The organism is Paracoccus aminovorans, from assembly GCF_001546115.1.
Classification (GTDB): Bacteria; Pseudomonadota; Alphaproteobacteria; order Rhodobacterales; family Rhodobacteraceae; genus Paracoccus; species Paracoccus aminovorans_B.
Genome location: NZ_KQ955208.1, coordinates 299,278 through 315,612, shown reverse-complemented (window position 1 = coordinate 315,612; position 16,335 = coordinate 299,278). Strand labels below are relative to the sequence as shown.

18 protein-coding genes are annotated in these 16,335 nt (G+C 68.3%); 12 read left to right on the top strand and 6 right to left on the bottom strand.

All coding sequences use genetic code 11. The annotated features are described in order from the left end of the window. The first annotated feature begins 8 nt into the window (after nucleotides 1-8). The 12 genes from ASV56_RS01680 (at nucleotide 9) to ASV56_RS01625 (ending at nucleotide 11,176) form a co-directional block, all read left to right on the top strand. Nucleotides 9-1,652 (top strand): CTP synthase, encoded by a 1,644-nt coding sequence (locus tag ASV56_RS01680; RefSeq protein ID WP_062560524.1) that lies wholly within the window; start codon nucleotides 9-11, stop codon nucleotides 1,650-1,652. 240 nt (nucleotides 1,653-1,892) lie between these two features. Next, nucleotides 1,893-2,765 (top strand): DMT family transporter, encoded by an 873-nt coding sequence (locus tag ASV56_RS01675; protein WP_062560523.1) that lies wholly within the window; start codon nucleotides 1,893-1,895, stop codon nucleotides 2,763-2,765. A gap of 103 nt (nucleotides 2,766-2,868) precedes the next feature. Then, entirely contained in the window at nucleotides 2,869-3,333 is a 465-nt protein-coding gene (locus ASV56_RS01670; RefSeq protein ID WP_062560522.1) for a hypothetical protein, read from the top strand. 62 nt (nucleotides 3,334-3,395) lie between these two features. After that, the gene (gene ppk2 / locus ASV56_RS01665) at nucleotides 3,396-4,304 is read left to right on the top strand and encodes a polyphosphate kinase 2 (protein ID WP_062560521.1); all 909 of its coding nucleotides are present in this window, start codon (nucleotides 3,396-3,398) and stop codon (nucleotides 4,302-4,304) included. Between the two features lie 72 nt (nucleotides 4,305-4,376). Next, nucleotides 4,377-4,673 carry a DUF1330 domain-containing protein gene (locus ASV56_RS01660; protein WP_062560520.1) on the top strand — a complete coding sequence of 99 codons (297 nt, stop codon included), beginning with the start codon at nucleotides 4,377-4,379 and terminating at the stop codon, nucleotides 4,671-4,673. 52 nt (nucleotides 4,674-4,725) lie between these two features. Then, on the top strand, nucleotides 4,726-5,211 hold the full coding sequence (locus tag ASV56_RS01655) for a tellurite resistance TerB family protein (protein ID WP_062560519.1): 486 nt from the start codon (nucleotides 4,726-4,728) through the stop codon (nucleotides 5,209-5,211). Nucleotides 5,212-5,333: 122 nt separating this feature from the next. Further along, nucleotides 5,334-6,146, top strand: coding sequence for an ABC transporter ATP-binding protein (locus ASV56_RS01650; protein WP_062560518.1), 813 nt, complete (start codon nucleotides 5,334-5,336; stop codon nucleotides 6,144-6,146). Between the two features lie 21 nt (nucleotides 6,147-6,167). Beyond that, nucleotides 6,168-6,896 carry a transporter substrate-binding domain-containing protein gene (locus ASV56_RS01645; protein WP_062560517.1) on the top strand — a complete coding sequence of 243 codons (729 nt, stop codon included), beginning with the start codon at nucleotides 6,168-6,170 and terminating at the stop codon, nucleotides 6,894-6,896. A gap of 62 nt (nucleotides 6,897-6,958) precedes the next feature. Further along, complete coding sequence (locus tag ASV56_RS01640) at nucleotides 6,959-7,837, top strand: ABC transporter permease (protein ID WP_062560516.1); 879 nt, start codon at nucleotides 6,959-6,961, stop codon at nucleotides 7,835-7,837. Further along, nucleotides 7,834-8,661: an ABC transporter permease gene (locus ASV56_RS01635; protein WP_062560515.1), complete on the top strand. Its 828-nt coding sequence runs from the start codon at nucleotides 7,834-7,836 to the stop codon at nucleotides 8,659-8,661. The genes ASV56_RS01640 and ASV56_RS01635 overlap by 4 nt, the downstream gene beginning before the upstream one ends. 3 nt (nucleotides 8,662-8,664) lie before the next feature. Then, nucleotides 8,665-9,996 (top strand): glutamine synthetase family protein, encoded by a 1,332-nt coding sequence (locus tag ASV56_RS01630; protein ID WP_062560514.1) that lies wholly within the window; start codon nucleotides 8,665-8,667, stop codon nucleotides 9,994-9,996. Between the two features lie 370 nt (nucleotides 9,997-10,366). Further along, complete coding sequence (locus ASV56_RS01625; protein WP_062562191.1) at nucleotides 10,367-11,176, top strand: GNAT family N-acetyltransferase; 810 nt, start codon at nucleotides 10,367-10,369, stop codon at nucleotides 11,174-11,176. Here ASV56_RS01625 and ASV56_RS01620 read toward each other — a convergent pair. The 6 genes from ASV56_RS01620 to alr all read right to left on the bottom strand — a co-directional run bounded on the left by ASV56_RS01620 (nucleotide 11,173) and on the right by alr (nucleotide 16,325). Then, nucleotides 11,173-12,102, bottom strand: a complete 930-nt coding sequence (locus ASV56_RS01620) for a CBS domain-containing protein (RefSeq protein WP_082724696.1) — start codon at nucleotides 12,100-12,102, stop codon at nucleotides 11,173-11,175. The two genes, ASV56_RS01625 and ASV56_RS01620, sit on opposite strands and share 4 nt — an antisense overlap. Further along, nucleotides 12,099-12,620: an rRNA maturation RNase YbeY gene (gene ybeY / locus ASV56_RS01615; RefSeq protein ID WP_062560513.1), complete on the bottom strand. Its 522-nt coding sequence runs from the start codon at nucleotides 12,618-12,620 to the stop codon at nucleotides 12,099-12,101. Before ybeY ends, ASV56_RS01620 begins: the two co-directional genes overlap by 4 nt. Continuing rightward, nucleotides 12,613-13,707, bottom strand: a complete 1,095-nt coding sequence (locus ASV56_RS01610; RefSeq protein ID WP_062560512.1) for a PhoH family protein — start codon at nucleotides 13,705-13,707, stop codon at nucleotides 12,613-12,615. Before ASV56_RS01610 ends, ybeY begins: the two co-directional genes overlap by 8 nt. A 115-nt stretch (nucleotides 13,708-13,822) precedes the next feature. Further along, nucleotides 13,823-14,551, bottom strand: coding sequence for an ABC transporter ATP-binding protein (locus ASV56_RS01605; RefSeq protein ID WP_062560511.1), 729 nt, complete (start codon nucleotides 14,549-14,551; stop codon nucleotides 13,823-13,825). Then, nucleotides 14,551-15,309, bottom strand: a complete 759-nt coding sequence (locus ASV56_RS01600; protein ID WP_062560510.1) for an MlaE family ABC transporter permease — start codon at nucleotides 15,307-15,309, stop codon at nucleotides 14,551-14,553. The genes ASV56_RS01605 and ASV56_RS01600 overlap by 1 nt, the downstream gene beginning before the upstream one ends. After that, nucleotides 15,306-16,325, bottom strand: a complete 1,020-nt coding sequence (alr, locus tag ASV56_RS01595; protein WP_062560509.1) for an alanine racemase — start codon at nucleotides 16,323-16,325, stop codon at nucleotides 15,306-15,308. Before alr ends, ASV56_RS01600 begins: the two co-directional genes overlap by 4 nt. Nucleotides 16,326-16,335 lie beyond the last annotated feature (10 nt).

The window sequence follows — 16,335 nt, the reverse complement described above, 5'->3', positions numbered from 1 at the left end:
GCCCCTCCATGGCGCGCTATATCTTCATTACCGGCGGCGTTGTTTCTTCGCTGGGCAAGGGGCTTGCCTCGGCGGCGCTGGGGGCCTTGCTGCAGGCGCGCGGCTATACCGTCCGGCTGCGCAAGCTGGACCCCTATCTGAACGTCGACCCGGGCACGATGAGCCCCTTCGAGCATGGCGAGGTCTTCGTCACCGACGACGGCGCCGAGACCGACCTGGACCTGGGCCATTACGAACGCTTCACCGGCGTCTCGGCCCGCAAGACCGACAGCGTCTCCTCGGGCCGGATCTATTCCAACGTGCTGGAGAAGGAACGCCGCGGCGCCTATCTCGGCAAGACCATCCAGGTCATTCCGCACGTCACCAATGAGATCAAGGACTTCCTGGCCGTGGGCGAGGATGAGGTCGATTTCATGCTCTGCGAGATCGGCGGTACCGTCGGCGATATCGAGGGCCTGCCCTTCTTCGAGGCGATCCGGCAATTTGCCCAGGACCGCCCACGTGGGCGCTGCATCTTCATGCATCTGACGCTGCTGCCCTATCTGGCCGCCTCGGGCGAGCTTAAGACCAAGCCGACGCAGCATTCGGTCAAGGAACTGCGGTCCATCGGATTGCAGCCCGACGTGCTGGTCTGCCGCAGCGAGCATCCGATCCCGGAAAAGGAACGCGCCAAGATCGCGCTGTTCTGCAACGTCCGCCCCGATGCGGTGATCCCGGCCTATGACCTGAAGTCGATCTACGAGGCGCCGCTGGCCTATCACCGTGCCGGCCTGGACCAGGCGGTGCTCGACGCCTTCCAGATCAGCCCGGCGCCCCGCCCGGACATGTCGCGCTGGGAAGACGTGATGGACCGGCTGGAGAATGCCGAGGGCCGGGTCAAGATCGCCGTGGTCGGCAAATATACCCAGCTCGAGGACGCCTATAAATCCATCGCCGAGGCGCTGACCCATGGCGGCATGGCCAACCGCGTCCGCGTCAAGGCCGACTGGGTCGACAGCGAGAAGCTGGAAGGCGAAGGCGCGCATCTGCTGGACGGCTACAACGGCATCATCGTCCCCGGCGGCTTCGGCGAGCGCGGCACCGAGGGCATGGTCGCCGCCGCCCGCTATGCGCGCGAGAAGAAGGTGCCCTATCTGGGCATCTGCCTGGGCATGCAGATGGCGGTGATCGAGGCGGCCAGGAACCTCGCCGACATGCCCGACGCGGGCTCCGAGGAATTCGACCACGAGGCCGGCGAGACCCGCTTTACCCCGGTGGTCTATCACCTCAAGGAATGGGTGCAGGGCAATTACACCGTGAGCCGCAAGCTGACGGACGACAAGGGCGGCACCATGCGCCTGGGCGCCTATACCGCCGTGCTGGCGCCGGGGTCGCGCATCTCGGAGGTCTATGGCGGCGCGCTGGAGATCGAGGACCGCCACCGCCACCGCTACGAGGTCGATGCGAAATACCGCGACCAGCTGGAAACGGCGGGCCTGTGCTTCTCGGGCATGTCGCCGGACGGCCGGCTGCCCGAGGTGGTGGAATACCGCGACCACCCCTGGTTCATCGGCGTGCAATCGCATCCCGAGCTGAAGTCCAAGCCCTTCGAGCCGGCGCCGCTGTTCGCGGGCTTCGTCCGCGCCGCGATGGAAAACGAGCGGCTGGTTTAAGGAGAAGGGACGCGCGGGGCCTCCATGCGGGGGCAAGGCGGACGGTCGGCCCTTGAGGCCGCTGTCCGATACCGGCTAGGATCGCGACATCGACCGAGTGGCAACTAGGGTTCCGGGCAAACGGCCGCAGGACCGAGCGTTGCAGAGACCGGGGCGTTCCCGGCTGCACCCAAGGGACAAAAGCCCAGGGGAGGAGACGTCGAGATCAACCGCGCCATCCCGGCGCACAAGGGGATCTCCATGACGCTTGCCTCGGCTCTTCTCGTCGTTCTCGCATCCTTCATCCATGCCAGCTGGAACCTGCTGGCCAAGCGCGCCGCCTCGGCCGGGCCGGCCTTCATCCTGGCCTACAGCATCATCGCCTGCATCGCCTATGCGCCCTGGGTGGTCTGGCTGCTGGCGCGGGGCGGGCTCAGCTGGAGCTGGATCGAGCTGGGCTTCGTCCTGCTCAGCGGGCTGATCCACCTCGGCTACAGCCTGTGCCTGCAACACGGCTATCGGGTGGCCGACCTGTCGGTGGTCTATCCGGTGGCGCGGGGAACCGGGCCGATGCTTTCCTCGATCGGGGCCTTCCTGATCCTGGGCGAGACGCCGACCGGCATGGGCCTGCTTGGCCTGGCGCTGGTCGTCGCCGGCATCCTGCTGATCGCCACCCAGGGCAGGCTGGCCGCCTTCACCCGGCCCGGCGGCCAGGCCGGCGTCCGCTGGGGCGTCACGACCGGCGGGCTGATCGCCAGCTATACGGTGGTCGATGCCTATGCGGTCAAGGCGCTTGGCATCGCGCCGGTGGTGCTGGACTGGTTCACCAACCTGCTGCGCGTCTTCCTGCTGCTGCCGGTGGTCCTTGCCGACCGCCGCCGCGCCATCGCGGCGATGCGGGGCCATTGGCGCACCGCCATCGGCGTGGGCGTGCTGCAGCCGCTGTCCTATATCCTCGTGCTGGCGGCCCTGACGGGCGGCGCACCGCTGAGCCTGGTGGCGCCGATGCGCGAAATGTCGATGATGGTCGGCGCGCTGATGGGCATGCTGATCCTGCGCGAGACGGTCGGCCCCTGGCGTCTGGCCGGGTGCGGGGTGCTGGTCGCGGGGGTGATCCTGCTGTCGTCATCCTGACAGCCCCCAAGGCGACATCCCACCGGCCGGCAATGTCACGCGCATCCCCCCTGTCCTTCCGCCCGTCCCTGTCGCACAATCGGCGCAGCAGACGGAGCCGACCATGCGCCTGATCCTGAAACCCCTTGCCCTGATCCTGGCCTTGGCCGCCGCGCCCGCCGCGGCCGATGCGCCGCTGTTCCTGCTGGACCAGACCAGGCTGCCCTTCGACCTTGGCCCCGGCGCGCCGCAGAACCAGCCCGCGCGCCAGGCGAATTCGCCCCATGCGGCGGCAAACTCGGCCGCAAGCTCGGCCAACAGCGGCGCCAGCTTCGCCAATTCGCCGCGCAATCCGGAAAACGAAAAGCGGGTGATCTTCACCGCGGACGGCACGGCGGTGGGCTATTACGCCCCGAACGGCGCCGGCACGCTGAACCTCTTCACCCTGACCGGCAAGCGCGTGGCCTACCGTCCCCGGGGCAGCAAGAGCCTGTTTTCCGGCGACGGGCGCTGGTGCGGCACCGTGGCCGAGGCCAGCGGCGGCGGCTTCGCCTTCGGCGTGATCCGGGCCTGCGCCGGGCTGTTCTGAAACAAGACACCGGACTGTCACATTCCGCGGCTACACCGCGCCCAAGGCAGCAGGAGAATGCGATGCAGGACGATCCCCCCAAGGACTGGCTCGAAGCCGAGCTTCAGGACACGCTCGACGAGGATTACGAGATCGAGCTGGAAGACGCGGTGCTGTCGCAGGAAATCGCCCGCATCTACCGCGACACCCATCCCGAGCAGATGCCGCGCGCCGACTACTTCCGCGAGCTCCTGCGGCTGCAATCGGAGCTGATCCGGCTGCAGGACTGGGTTGCCTATCACAAGGAAAAGGTCGTGGTCCTGTTCGAGGGCCGCGACAGCGCCGGCAAGGGCGGCGCGATCAAGCGCATCACCCAGCGGCTGAACCCGCGCGTTGCCCGGGTCGTGGCGCTGCCCGCGCCCTCGGACCGCGAAAAGACGCAATGGTATTTCCAGCGCTACGTGCCGCACCTGCCGGCCGGGGGCGAGATCGTGCTTTTCGACCGCAGCTGGTACAACCGCGCCGGGGTCGAGCGGGTCATGGGCTTTGCCTCCGAGGATCAGGTCGAGCAGTTCTTCAACGACGTGCCCGAATTCGAGCGCATGCTGGTGCGCTCGGGCATCCGGCTGGTGAAATACTGGTTCTCGATCACCGACGAGGAACAGCAGATGCGCTTCCTGATGCGCATCCACGACCCGCTGAAACAGTGGAAGCTGTCGCCGATGGACCTGCAATCCCGCGTGCGCTGGGAGGATTACACCAAGGCCAAGGAGGACATGCTGGAGCGCACCAATATCCCCGAGGCGCCCTGGTATATCGTGCCCGGCAACGACAAGAAGCGGGCCCGGCTGAACTGCATGGCGCATCTGCTGAGCCAGATCCCCTATGGCGACGTGCCCCATGAAGAGGTCCACCTGCCGGACCGGGTCTTCAATCCCGATTACGAACGCGATGTCCTGCCGCACGAACTTTACGTGCCGCAGCGGTATTGAGCGAAGAAACCCCCTTGCGGTCGCGGCGCTGCGGCGCAACATCGCGCCACGGGCAACGCAAGGGGAAGCCGCATGCCGAAAGCCTATTGGATCGGTCACGTCACGGTCGACGACCCGCTGGCCTATGAGGCCTATCGCCAAGCCAATGCCGCGGCCTTCGCCGCGCATGGTGGCCGCTTCCTGGTGCGCGGCGGCGCGCAGGAGGTGGTCGAGGGCAGCCTGCGCCCGCGCAGCGTGGTGATCGAATTCCCCGATCTCGCCGCCGCCCGCGCCTGTTATGACAGCCCCGAATACCGCGCCGCCCTGGCGCTGCGCCTGCCCTGCGCCCTGGCGGACCTCGCCATCGTCGAGGGCTGGGAAGCCGCCTGACAATTTCCTTCAAACTTGTTGTTCTTCAAAAAAAATGCCTTATCATCGCCCCATGTTTCGCAATCTTCTCAGCAGACTTTTCACCGATGATCTCGATGGCAGCCGCCTGAACGGCCATGACGCCGAGGTGGCGGTCGCGGCGCTTCTGGTCCGGCTCGCCCGCGCCGACGACCGCTATGGCGCGGCCGAGCAACAGCGCATCGACCAGATCCTGGCCCGCCGCCACGGCCTGTCCGCCGCCCAGGCGGTCGAACGCCGCGCCGCCGCCGAGATGATCGAGGCCGAGGCCCCGGATACCGTGCGCTTCACCCGCACGATCAAGGACCGCATCGATCTCGACGACCGCCACGCCATCATCGGCGCCATGTGGGAGGTGGCCTATGCCGACGGCCGGCGCAGCCCGGACGAGGAATCGCTGGTGCGGCTGGTCGCGGGCCTTCTGGGCATCAACGACCGCGATTCGGCCATGGCGCGCCAGGCGGCGCTGGATGCGCTTGGCCTTGGCGCCGCGGACGACGACGGGCTGCCGGATTCCTGACCGCGCCTCATTCCGGCGGGCCTTGGCGATCTGCCGCAAAAGCCGCCAAAGCCCGGCGATCTGCCAGAAAAGCCAAGCATGAAAACATTGCAATCCCGCGGCAAATATCGCCTCATACCGGCATGAGCGACGCAGACCAGACCCGCCCGGCCCCGGCCGAAACCGCCCGCGGCCCCGTGATCGAAATCCGCGGGCTGCACAAGGCCTATGGCCAGCTCGAGGTGCTCAAAGGCGTCAGCCTGACCGCGCCGCGCGGCCATGTCATCAGCCTGATCGGCTCGTCGGGCTCGGGCAAATCCACGCTCCTGCGCTGCTGCAACCTGCTCGAGGACAGCCAGCAGGGCGAGATCCTGTTCGAGGGCGAGCCGGTGAAATGGCGCGGCACCGGCATGGCCCGCGCGCCCGCCGATCGCGCCCAGGTCACGCGGCTGCGCACCAACCTGTCGATGGTGTTCCAGCAGTTCAACCTGTGGTCGCACCTGACCATCCTGCAAAACGTCATGGAGGCGCCGGTCCAGGTGCTGCGCCGCAACCCGGCCGAGGTCGAGGCCCGCGCCCGCGCGCTGCTCGCCAAGGTCGGCATCGGCGACAAGGCCGACGCCTGGCCGGCGCAGCTGTCGGGCGGCCAGCAGCAGCGCGCCGCCATCGCCCGCGCGCTTTGCATGGAGCCCAAGGCGCTGCTGCTGGACGAGCCGACCAGCGCGCTCGACCCCGAATTGCAGCAAGAGGTCGTCAAGGTCATCAAGGACCTGGCCGGCGAACATCGCACCATGCTGCTGGTCACCCATGACATGCGCCTGGCCGCCGATGTCAGCGATCACGTGGTTTTCCTCCATCAAGGCCGGATCGAGGAAGAGGGCGCGCCGGCGCAGCTGTTCGGCGCCCCGCGCTCGGACCGGCTGCGCCAGTTCCTCAGCGCCACCATGGCCGAATAAAATCCAACAGGAGAAGTTCGAATGAAAAAGATCATGCTTGCAGCCGCTGCCGCACTGGCCCTGACGGCGGGCATGGGCATGGCCCAGAACGTGCGCATCGGCACCGAGGGCGCCTATCCTCCCTACAACTTCGTCAACGACAAGGGCGAGCTCGACGGCTTCGAGATCGAGCTCGGCAACGAGCTGTGCAAGCGGGCCGAACTGCAATGCACCTTCGTCAAGAACGACTGGGATTCGATCATCCCGAACCTGGTCAGCTCGAACTACGACGCGATCATGGCCGGCATGAACATCTCGGACGAGCGCAAGAAGGCGATCCAGTTCAGCGAAGCCTACACCCCGCCGCCGCTGTCGGCCTATGCCGCCCTGTCCCCGGATGCCGACATCAAGGGCGTGGTCGCCGCCCAGACCAACACCATCCAGGCCGGCTATATCGCCGAGAGCGGCGCCACCCTGGTCGAGTTCCCGACGGGCGAGGAAACCATCGCCGCCGTCCGCAACGGCGAGGCCGAGGCGGTCTTTGCCGACCGCGACTTCCTGGCTGCCTCGGTCAACGAATCGAATGGCGAGCTGGTCTGGATCGAAGGTCAGGACAAGGTGGTCGTCGGCGAGGGCATCGCCATCGGCCTGCGCAAGTCGGATACCGAGCTGAAGGGCAAGTTCGACAAGGCCATCGAATCGATGAAGGCCGACGGCAGCCTGAACGCCATGATCAGGAAATGGTATGGCGAAGAGGCGCTGATCTTCTGATCGGCCGAAGTCCCAACCGCTCTGCCGCCCGGTCCGGTGCCGGGCGGCGCCACAGGTGATCCATGTTCGCGTCCTGCGCCGATCCGAAAACACTCGAAGGGCTGGCCTGGCTGATGTGCTATCTCAGCTCGGGCAAGCATGTGCTGTTCTACCTGTCCTTCGGGACGGTGATCCTGCTCTTGCTCATCACGGCGCCGGTGGCGCTGCTCTTCGGCTTCGGCGGCGCGCTGGCGGCACGCTCGCGCATCGCGCCGCTGCGCTGGTTCGGCAAGGTCTATACCTCGATGGTGCGCGGCGTGCCCGACATCATCTTCTTCCTTTTCGTGCCCATCGCGCTGGACCAGGGTTTCGAATGGCTGCGCGCCAAGGTGTTCTGCGACCCCTCGATACCGATCCGGCAGGGCAATGAGTTCCTGGTCTGCGCCGCGGCCAAGCTGCCGCTCTCCACCTCGCCGGCCTGGGTGCACCAGCTCTACGGCATCGCCCTGGCGATCATCGCCTTCTCGATCGTCTTCGGCGCCTTCGCCGCCAACGTGCTGCGCGGCGCCATGGATGCCGTGCCCCGCGCCCAGCTGGAAACCGCCGAGGCCTATGGCATGAGCCCGCGCCAGGTCAGCCGCCGCATCCTGATCCCGCAGATGTGGACCTATGCCCTGCCGGGCCTCGGCAACCTGTGGATGATCCTGGTCAAGGCCACGCCGCTTCTCTTCATCCTGGGCGTCGAGGACATCGTCTATTGGGCGCGCGAACTGGGCGGGTCGAAGACCAGCGCCTATGCCTATCCGCATCCCGACTGGCGCATCTACTACTTCCTCGCCATCCTGGTCTTCTACCTGCTGATGACCTGGGGATCCGAGCGGATCTTCGACCGCATCCGGTCGCGGCTGTCGCGCGGCCAGGCCACCGCCGCCGGCGAGGCGATGCGAAAGGCCGCGACATGAGCCAGTGCCTGCAAACCGTCCAGGACTATGCCCTGCGCGCGATCGGCATCGGCGAGAAGCTGTTGCCGCGTTCGGATTTCACGCTGTGCCAGCAGGTGACGCTGATCGGCTCGGGCCTGATCTGGAACCTGTATTTCGGCTTCCTGGCGCTGTTCTTCGGCTTCTTCCTGGCCAATGCGCTGGCGGTGGCCAGGTTCAGCCGCAATCCCTGGCTCCGCAAGCCGGCCGAATGGTTCATCTTCGTCTTTCGCGGCAGCCCGCTCTTCATCCAGTTCTTCGTCGCCTATGAGGCGCTGGTGCAGCTGCCCCGCGCCGGCATCGACGTGCTGGGCATCACCGTCGCGACCAGCTGGATGACCAAGGCCTGGGCCGGGGCGCTCTTGGTCCTGATGCTCAACACCGCCGCCTATTCGGCCGAGATCTTCTACGGCGCGCTGCGCAACGTCCCCAAGGGCGAGCTCGAAGCCGCCGACGCCTATGGCATGACTGGCTGGCGCCGCTATCGCCGCATCGTCTGGCCGACCGCCATGCGCCTGGCGTGGCCCGCCTATACCAATGAGGCGATCTTCCTGGTGCATGCCACGACGCTGGTGTTCTTTTCCGGCTTCCCGGCCTTCCGGCAACAGGGCGACGCGCTCTATTACGCCAGCTATTTCGCCGACAAGACCTTCAACCCCTTCGTGGCCTATCCCATCGTCGCGGGCTATTTCATCCTTCTGACCCTGTGCCTGATCGGGCTGTTCGGGGTCGTCAACCGGCGGCTGAACCGCCATTTGCCGGGCGCGGCCAAGCGGTTGCGCTACCGGCCCAATCTCATCAGGTGATCCATGGACTGGCTGCGCGAGCATCCCGAGGTCAAGACCATCCGCGTGGCCGCGGCCGATCTGAACGGCCAGCCGCGCGGCAAGCGCATGCCCGCCCGCTTTGCCGACAAGATCCTGACCGAGGGCACGAAATTCCCCTTCTCGGTGCTGAACATGGACATCTGGGGCGAGGATATCGAGGACAGCCCGCTGGTCTTTCAGGCCGGCGACCCGGACGGGCTGCTGCTGCCGACCGAGCGCGGCTTCATGCCCATGCCCTGGCTCGAGGCGCCGACCGGCCTCTTGCCGCTGTGGATGTTCCACCTGGACGGCCGGCCCTATGACGGCGACCCGCGCCAGGCGCTGGCCCGCGTCGTGGATCGCTACAAGGCCGCCGGCCTGACCCCGGTGGTGGCGACCGAGCTTGAATTCTTCCTGATCGACGATTCCGGCGGCCAGCTGCGCGTGCCGCCCAGCCCGCGTTCCGGCAAGCGCCGCACCGGGGCGGAAACCCTGTCGCTGCGCGCGCTCGACGCCTTCGACCGCTTCTTCACCGCGCTTTACGAGGCCTGCGAGGCGATGGACATCCCGGCCGACACGGCGATTTCCGAAGCCGCGCCCGGGCAGTTCGAGATCAACCTGATGCACCAGCCCGACCCGCTGAAGGCCGCGGACGACGCCTGGCTCTTCAAGCTGCTGGTCAAGGGGCTGGCGCGGCAATACGGTTTTGCCGGCTCCTTCATGGCCAAGCCCTACGAGATGTGGAACGGCTCGGGCATGCATATGCATTTCTCGGTGCTGGACGCGCAGGGCCGCAATGTCTTCGACGACGGCAGCGAGGCCGGCTCGGACATGCTGCGCCATGCCGTCGCCGGCTGCCTTGCCGCCATGCCCGGCTCGACCCTGGTCTTCGCCCCGCATGAGAACAGCTATGACCGGCTGGTGCCGAATGCCCATGCGCCCACCGGCATCGGCTGGGCCTATGAGAATCGCACCTCGGCGATCCGCATCCCCTCCTCCGGCCCCAAGGCGCGCCGGATCGAGCATCGCGTGGCCGGCGGCGACGTGAACCCCTATCTCAGCGTCGCGGCGGTGCTGGGCGCGGCGCTGAACGGCATCGAGGACCGCATCGACCCGCCGCCGCCGATCCAGGGCAATGCCTATGAACAGGGCCTGGCGCAACTGCCGGCGACCTGGGGCGCCGCCATCGACGCCTTCGCCGCCTGCCCGCAGATCCGGCGCATCTTTCCGGCGCATCTGATCGAGAATTTCGTGATGACCAAGCGCCAGGAACTGCATTACATGGCCGAGCTTTCGGACGACGAAACCGTCGAGCTTTACCTCGACACGGTCTGAGGCGGTCGGGCAGAATTCCTCCCCGGCAGCGTCGGCCCGGCATCAAGGCGCCCGGCAAAACCCCGGGGCGGAGCGCCGCCGGGCACCGGCAGGATCCGGGTATTTGTGAAACGGTGAAAAGCGGCCTTGCCCGGTCTTCTTTGCTCTGCAAATACCCCGCCTGGCTTGCCGCTCGCGGGATCGGGCAAGCTCCTGACACAATTTGCGACATTCTATTCGCGCCGCCGCCGCTTCGGAAATTGACAAAGCCGGCCGGATGTCGCCCGATGGACCGGCGCGCGTCCGCAATTGCAGCGGGGCGCGCGCGCGGCGTCTGGCCGCCGAACCGACCGGTGCCGCGCCCCTCGTGTATCTGAATCAGGAACCCGCCATGAGTTGCGCCTGCGGACATGACCACAAGCATTCGCCCCCCTCGCTGCCCACGGGCGAGCCGATCCCGCTGGAGCCGGCCCTGGTCCGGCTGACCGGCCGGCTGATCTGCGCCGATACCGCGCAGATGCTGCTCGCGCTGGACCTGCTGACCGACCATGTCGCGCTGAGCCGGGCCGAGCCGGGCAACCTGCGCTTCGACCTCGCCCAGGCCGACGACCCGCTGGTCTGGGAACTGGACGAGCTTTACGCCGACGAGGACGCCTTCCAGGCGCATCGCGACCGGCTGCGCGACAGCCGCTGGGGCCGCGAGAGCCAGGATATCGAGCGCGATTTCACCCGCAGCGCGCCGCTGCCGCGGCTGCGGGCCGAGGTGCCGCAGGATCATGCCGGCATCGCCGACCTGCTGCGCCGCAGTTTCGGCGGCGAGGACGAGGCCCGGCTGGTCGCCGGATTGCGCGCGGCCGGAGATCTGTCGCTGTCGCTGGTGGCCGAATCCGGCGGCACCATCATCGGCCATGTCGCCCTGTCGCCCCTGGCCGCCGACGGGCCGGCCTTCGCGCTGGCGCCGCTGGCGGTGCATCCGGCATTGCGCGGGCGCGGCATCGGCAGCGCCCTGGTCGGCGCGGCGCTGCGCGGCTTGCAGGATCACAGCATCGTCGTGCAGGGCGACCCGGCCTATTACGCCCGCTTCGGCTTTCGTCCGGTCGAACTGGCCTCGCCCTATGCCGGGCCCTATCTGATGGCGCGGGGGCCGGCGCTGCCCAGCGGCAGCCGCATCGGCCATGCCCCGGCCTTCGCCGCGCTCTAGGGTGCGTCGGGCGCGGGGTCGGCCGGCGCCTCGGCCTGCGGCAGGCGCAGCCGCACCCGCTTGATGCGGCGCGGGTCGGCGTCGACGATCTCGAATTCGGCGCCGCTGTCGTGCGGGATCACCTCGCCGCGCACCGGCACCCGGCCGGTCAGCATGAAGATCAGCCCGCCCAGCGTGTCGATCTCGTCCTCTTCCTCGTCGGCCAGGCGCAGCCCGGTCTCGGCCTCGACATCCTCCAGCGCGGCGCGGGCCTGGACCAGCCATTGCCCGGGCTTTTCCTCGATGGCGAGGCCGCCCTCGATCTCGTCATGCTCGTCCTCGATCTCGCCGATGACCTGCTCGATCAGGTCCTCGATGGTGACGAGCCCGTCCACGCCGCCATATTCGTCGATCACCATGGCCATGTGGATGCGCTTCTGCTGCATCTGCTGCAACAGCACCCCGATCGGCATCGAGGGCGGCACATAGAGCAGCGGCCGCAGCATCGGCCGCAGCGCGAACTTGACCGGAACCTGGGCGCCGAAGCCGTATTTCAGCGCCAGGTCCTTCAGGTGGATCATGCCCAGCGGGCTGTCCAGCGTGCCGCGAAACACCGGGATGCGGGAAAAGCCGTGCTCGCGGAACATCTCGACCAGGTCCGCCAGAGTCGCGCTCACCGGCGCGGCCACGATCTCGGCCTTGGGCACCGCCACGTCGTCGACCCGCATCCGCCGCAGGTTCAACAGGCCCGGCGCGCCGGCCGGACCGGCGGGGGCGGCTTCGGCGCGCTCGGCCGCCTCGCCCTCGTCGCCCCCGGAAAACGCCCCCAGGATGCGTCCCAGAATGCCGCGCGATTGCGGCAGGTCACGCCCCTCCCCGCCGATGCCATCCGCCCATGAGGCGGGGTCGGCGGAAACGGGCGTGTCGGGACTTCGGTCGTTGGTCATGTCTCGTGTTCCAGATAGGGATCGGGGATGCCGAGCTTGCCCAGGATCTGCCGCTCGGCGCTTTCCATCGTATCGGCGTCTTGGTCGTCGATATGGTCATAGCCGGCCAGGTGCAGGATGGCATGCACCAGCAGATGCGTGGCATGGTCGGCGAAGGGCTTGCCCTGGGCCTCGGCCTCGCGCTGGCAGGTGTCGTAGGAGATGGCGATGTCGCCCAGTTCCTCGATCTCGGGGATCTCGGGATGCTCGCCGGGCGGGCGCGGATCGAACTCGACGGCGGGCCAGCTCAGGACATTGGTGGGCTTGGGCTTGCCGCGGAACTCGGCGTTCAGCGTCGCGATGCGGGCATCGTCGCAGCCCAGCACAACGACCTGGAATGCGCCCAGCTCCAGCCAGTCGCCGACGGCGCGGGCGGCGCGTTCGGCCATGGCAGGCAGGCCCGCGTCCTCCCAGCGGTCGTCCTCCAGCACGATGTCGACCACCTCGGGCGCGGGCTCGGCGGGGGCAGGATCAGGCATCGCCGCCTCCGCTGGCCAGGCGCGGCTCGCGCCGGGGGATGCGCTGGCCGCGCTCGTCGAAGACCTCGCCGCGCGCCAAGGCCGCCTCGGCCTCGGCGTCATAGGCCTCGATGATGCGGGCGACAAGGTGGTGGCGCACCACGTCCTTGGCGGTGAAATAGCTGAAGCTGATGCCCTTGATGTCCTTGAGGATCTTCTCGGCGTCGGTCAGGCCGGAATGCACGCCGCGCGGCAGGTCGATCTGGGTGCGGTCGCCGGTCACGACCATGCGCGAGCCCTCGCCCAGCCGGGTCAGGAACATCTTCATCTGCATGGTGGTGGCGTTCTGCGCCTCGTCCAGCACCACGAAGGCATTGGCCAGCGTGCGGCCGCGCATGAAGGCCAGGGGCGCGATCTCGATGCGCTTTTCCTCCATCAGCTTCTGCAGCTGCTTGGCCGGCAGGAAGTCGTTCAGCGCGTCGTAGAGCGGCTGCATATAGGGGTCGACCTTTTCCTTCATGTCGCCGGGCAGGAAACCCAGCCGCTCGCCCGCCTCGACGGCGGGGCGCGACAGGATGATCTTGTCGACATGGCCGCCGATCAGCATGGTGACGCCGACCGCGACGGCCAGATAGGTCTTGCCGGTGCCGGCCGGGCCGATGCCGAAGGCCAGCTCATTGGCAAAGAGGTTGCGGACATAGTCCTTTTGCGCCTCGGTGCGCGGCTCGACGGTCTTTTTCCGGGTGCGCAGCTCGATGGGGCCGGTCTGGAACATTTCCAGCTGCTCGGCCGGGCTCGGGCCTTCGGGCGCGGTCTCGACGCCCATGCGCAACGCGGCCTCGACCTCGGCCGCCTCGACCGGGCGGCCCTGTTCCAGCCGCGCGTAAAGCCCGCGCAGCACCTGCGCCGCCTCGGCCTGGGCATCGGTGGGGCCGACGATGGACAGAAGGTTGCCGCGGCGCAGGATATGCACCTTCAGCGCCTCCTCGATGCGGGCAAGGTGGCGGTCATGCGGGCCGCAAAGGTCGATCAGCAGCCTGTTGTCGTGGAATTCCAGCAGGGTTTCGCCGGGAGTCGCAGTCGCGGGGGGCGGTGGGTTCAGACCCAAATCTTACTCCGGGTTCGGGGTTGTCGTAACCCATGGTTGCAACTGCGCGGGATTCGCACAAGGGGGGCCGTCCCGATAACCGCCATTTGCCCGGCGTTCGGCGGAAAAAAGGCCGTCACGGCTGCGGCGCCCGCGCCATCGGCCGGGGCCGGCCGGCGATGAAGTCGCGCAGATAGTCGTCGGGGGCCGCGTCCATTTCGGCCACGCCGCCCTGCCAGCGCAGCCGGCCCTGGTCCAAGAGCGCCACCCGGTCGGCGATGGCGCGGACCGAGCTCATGTCATGGGTGATGGTGATCGCCGTCGCTCCGGTCTCATCGACGATGTCGCGGATCAGCGCGTTGATGGTCGCGGCGCGGATCGGGTCGAGGCCGGTCGTCGGCTCGTCGAAGAAGATCACCCGCGGGCCGGCGGCAATGGCGCGGGCCAGCCCCGCGCGCTTCCTCATGCCGCCCGACAGCGCGGCGGGGTAGAGGTCGGCGACCTCGGGGCCCAGGCCGACGCGGGCCAGCTTTTCGAGGGCGATGGCGCGCGCCTGCGCCTTTGGCATGGTCCGCAGCAGCCGAAAGGCGACATTGCGCCAGACCGGCAGGCTGTCGAACAGCGCCGCATTCTGGAAGAGCATGCCGAAGGTGTCCATGAAACCCGGGCCGATCGGCGCGCCATTCCACATGATGGAACCGGCATCCGGCGCCTCGAGCCCCAGGATGCAGCGCAAGAGCACCGATTTCCCGGTGCCCGAGCCGCCGATGACCACCAGGCTCTCGCCCTCGGCCAGGTCCAGGTCCACGCGGTCCAGCACCCGCTTGGCACCGAAACTCTTGCAAAGGCCGCGCACCGCCAGCATCAGAAGAACAGCCCCGTCAGCGCGAAATTCGCCGCCAGGATCCCGACCGAGGCCGCGACCACGGCGCTGGTCGTCGCCCGGCCCACGCCCGCCGCGCCACCGCCGGCGGTCATGCCGAACCAGCAGCCCGACAGCGCCACGATCAGCCCGAAGACCGCGCCCTTCAGCAGCCCCGAGACCACGTCCCAGCTTTCCAGATAGGCCCAGGAATTCGCCAGATAGGTGGTCGAGTTGAACCCCAGCGCATTCACCCCGATCAGCCAGCCGCCCATGATGCCGATCACATCGCCCACACCGACCAGCAGCGGCACGCACAGCACTCCCGCCCAGAGCCGGGGCGAGACCAGCCAGGCCACCGGATCGGTCGAAAGCGTGACCAGCGCGTCGATCTGCTCGGTCACGCGCATGGTGCCGAGTTCCGCCGCGATGGCGCTGGCGACGCGGGCCGCGACCATCAGCCCGCCCAGCACCGGCCCAAGCTCGCGCGCCATGCCGATGGCGACGATGGCCGGGACCACGTCTCCGGCCTGGAACCGCTCGCCGCCGGAATGGATCTGCAGGGCCAGCGCCGCGCCGGTGAAGAGCGCGGTCAGGCCGACGACCGGCAGCGACAGCCAGCCCAGATGCAGCAATTGCCGCGCCAGTTCCGCCGGGTGCCGGGCGCCGCGGGCCAGGCCGCGCGCCGAGAACAGCGTGACCCGGCCGATGGCGCAGGTCAGGCCAATGGCGGCACGGCCGGTCAGTCGGATTGGGTTCACCGATACGTCCGCGCGTAGCGCCGGCCGAGCGAGGTCAGGATCTCATAGCCGATGGTGCCCGACAGCGCCGCCACCGCATCGACGCCCTGGCGGGCGTTCAGGATCTCCAGCGCCTCGGGGACGAAGGGCAGCCCGGTCACGTCGGCGGTGATAAGGTCCATCGAGATGCGGCCGACGACCGGCACGGCATGCTCGCCCGCCCAGAGCGTCAGCTTGCCGTCGCGCGCCAGCGCCCGCGCCAGCCCGTCGGCATAGCCCGCCGCCAGCGTGGCGATGCGCGCGGGCCGTTCGGCGGTCCAGCTGTAGCCATAGCCGACCGACTCGCCCGGCTTGACCTCGCGGGTCTGGATCACGGGCAGCGCCAGCGTCACCACCGGCTGCGCATCCAGGAACGGCTCGCCGCCGTAAAGCCCGATGCCGGGCCGCACCAGGTCGAAATGATAGTCTGGCCCCAGCAAGATGCCGCCCGTCGCCGCCAGCGAGCGCGGCACGCCGCAGCCCTCGGTCATGGCGCGGAAGGCCGCCAGCTGCTGGGCATTGGCCGGGTGATCGGGCTCATCGGCGCAGGCCAGGTGCGACATGATCAGTTGCGGGCCGGCGGCCAGCGCCTCGGCGCGCACGGCGGCCCATTCGCCGGGCTCGAAGCCCAGCCGGTTCATGCCGCTGTCGAGCTGGATGCCGAAAGCCCCGCCCGGCCGCAGCGCGCGGTCGCGGAAGAATTGCTCGGGGCTGTTCAGCAGCGGGATCAGGCCCGCCAGATCCTCGCCCTCCATATGGCCCGAGAGCACGAAGACACGCGCATCGTCGGGCAAGAGCGGCCGGATCTCGCGGCCCTCGCCGGCCAGCGCGACGAAGAAATCACGCGCCCCCGCCTGATACAGCGCCGGGGCGACCTGCGCCGCGCCCAGACCATAGGCATCCGCCTTGACGACGGCCGCAGCACCCGCGCCGGGGGCCTTGGCCGCCAGCGCCTTCCAGTTGGCCACGATGGCCGGAATGTCGATCACGAGTCCCATGGCAGCGGCA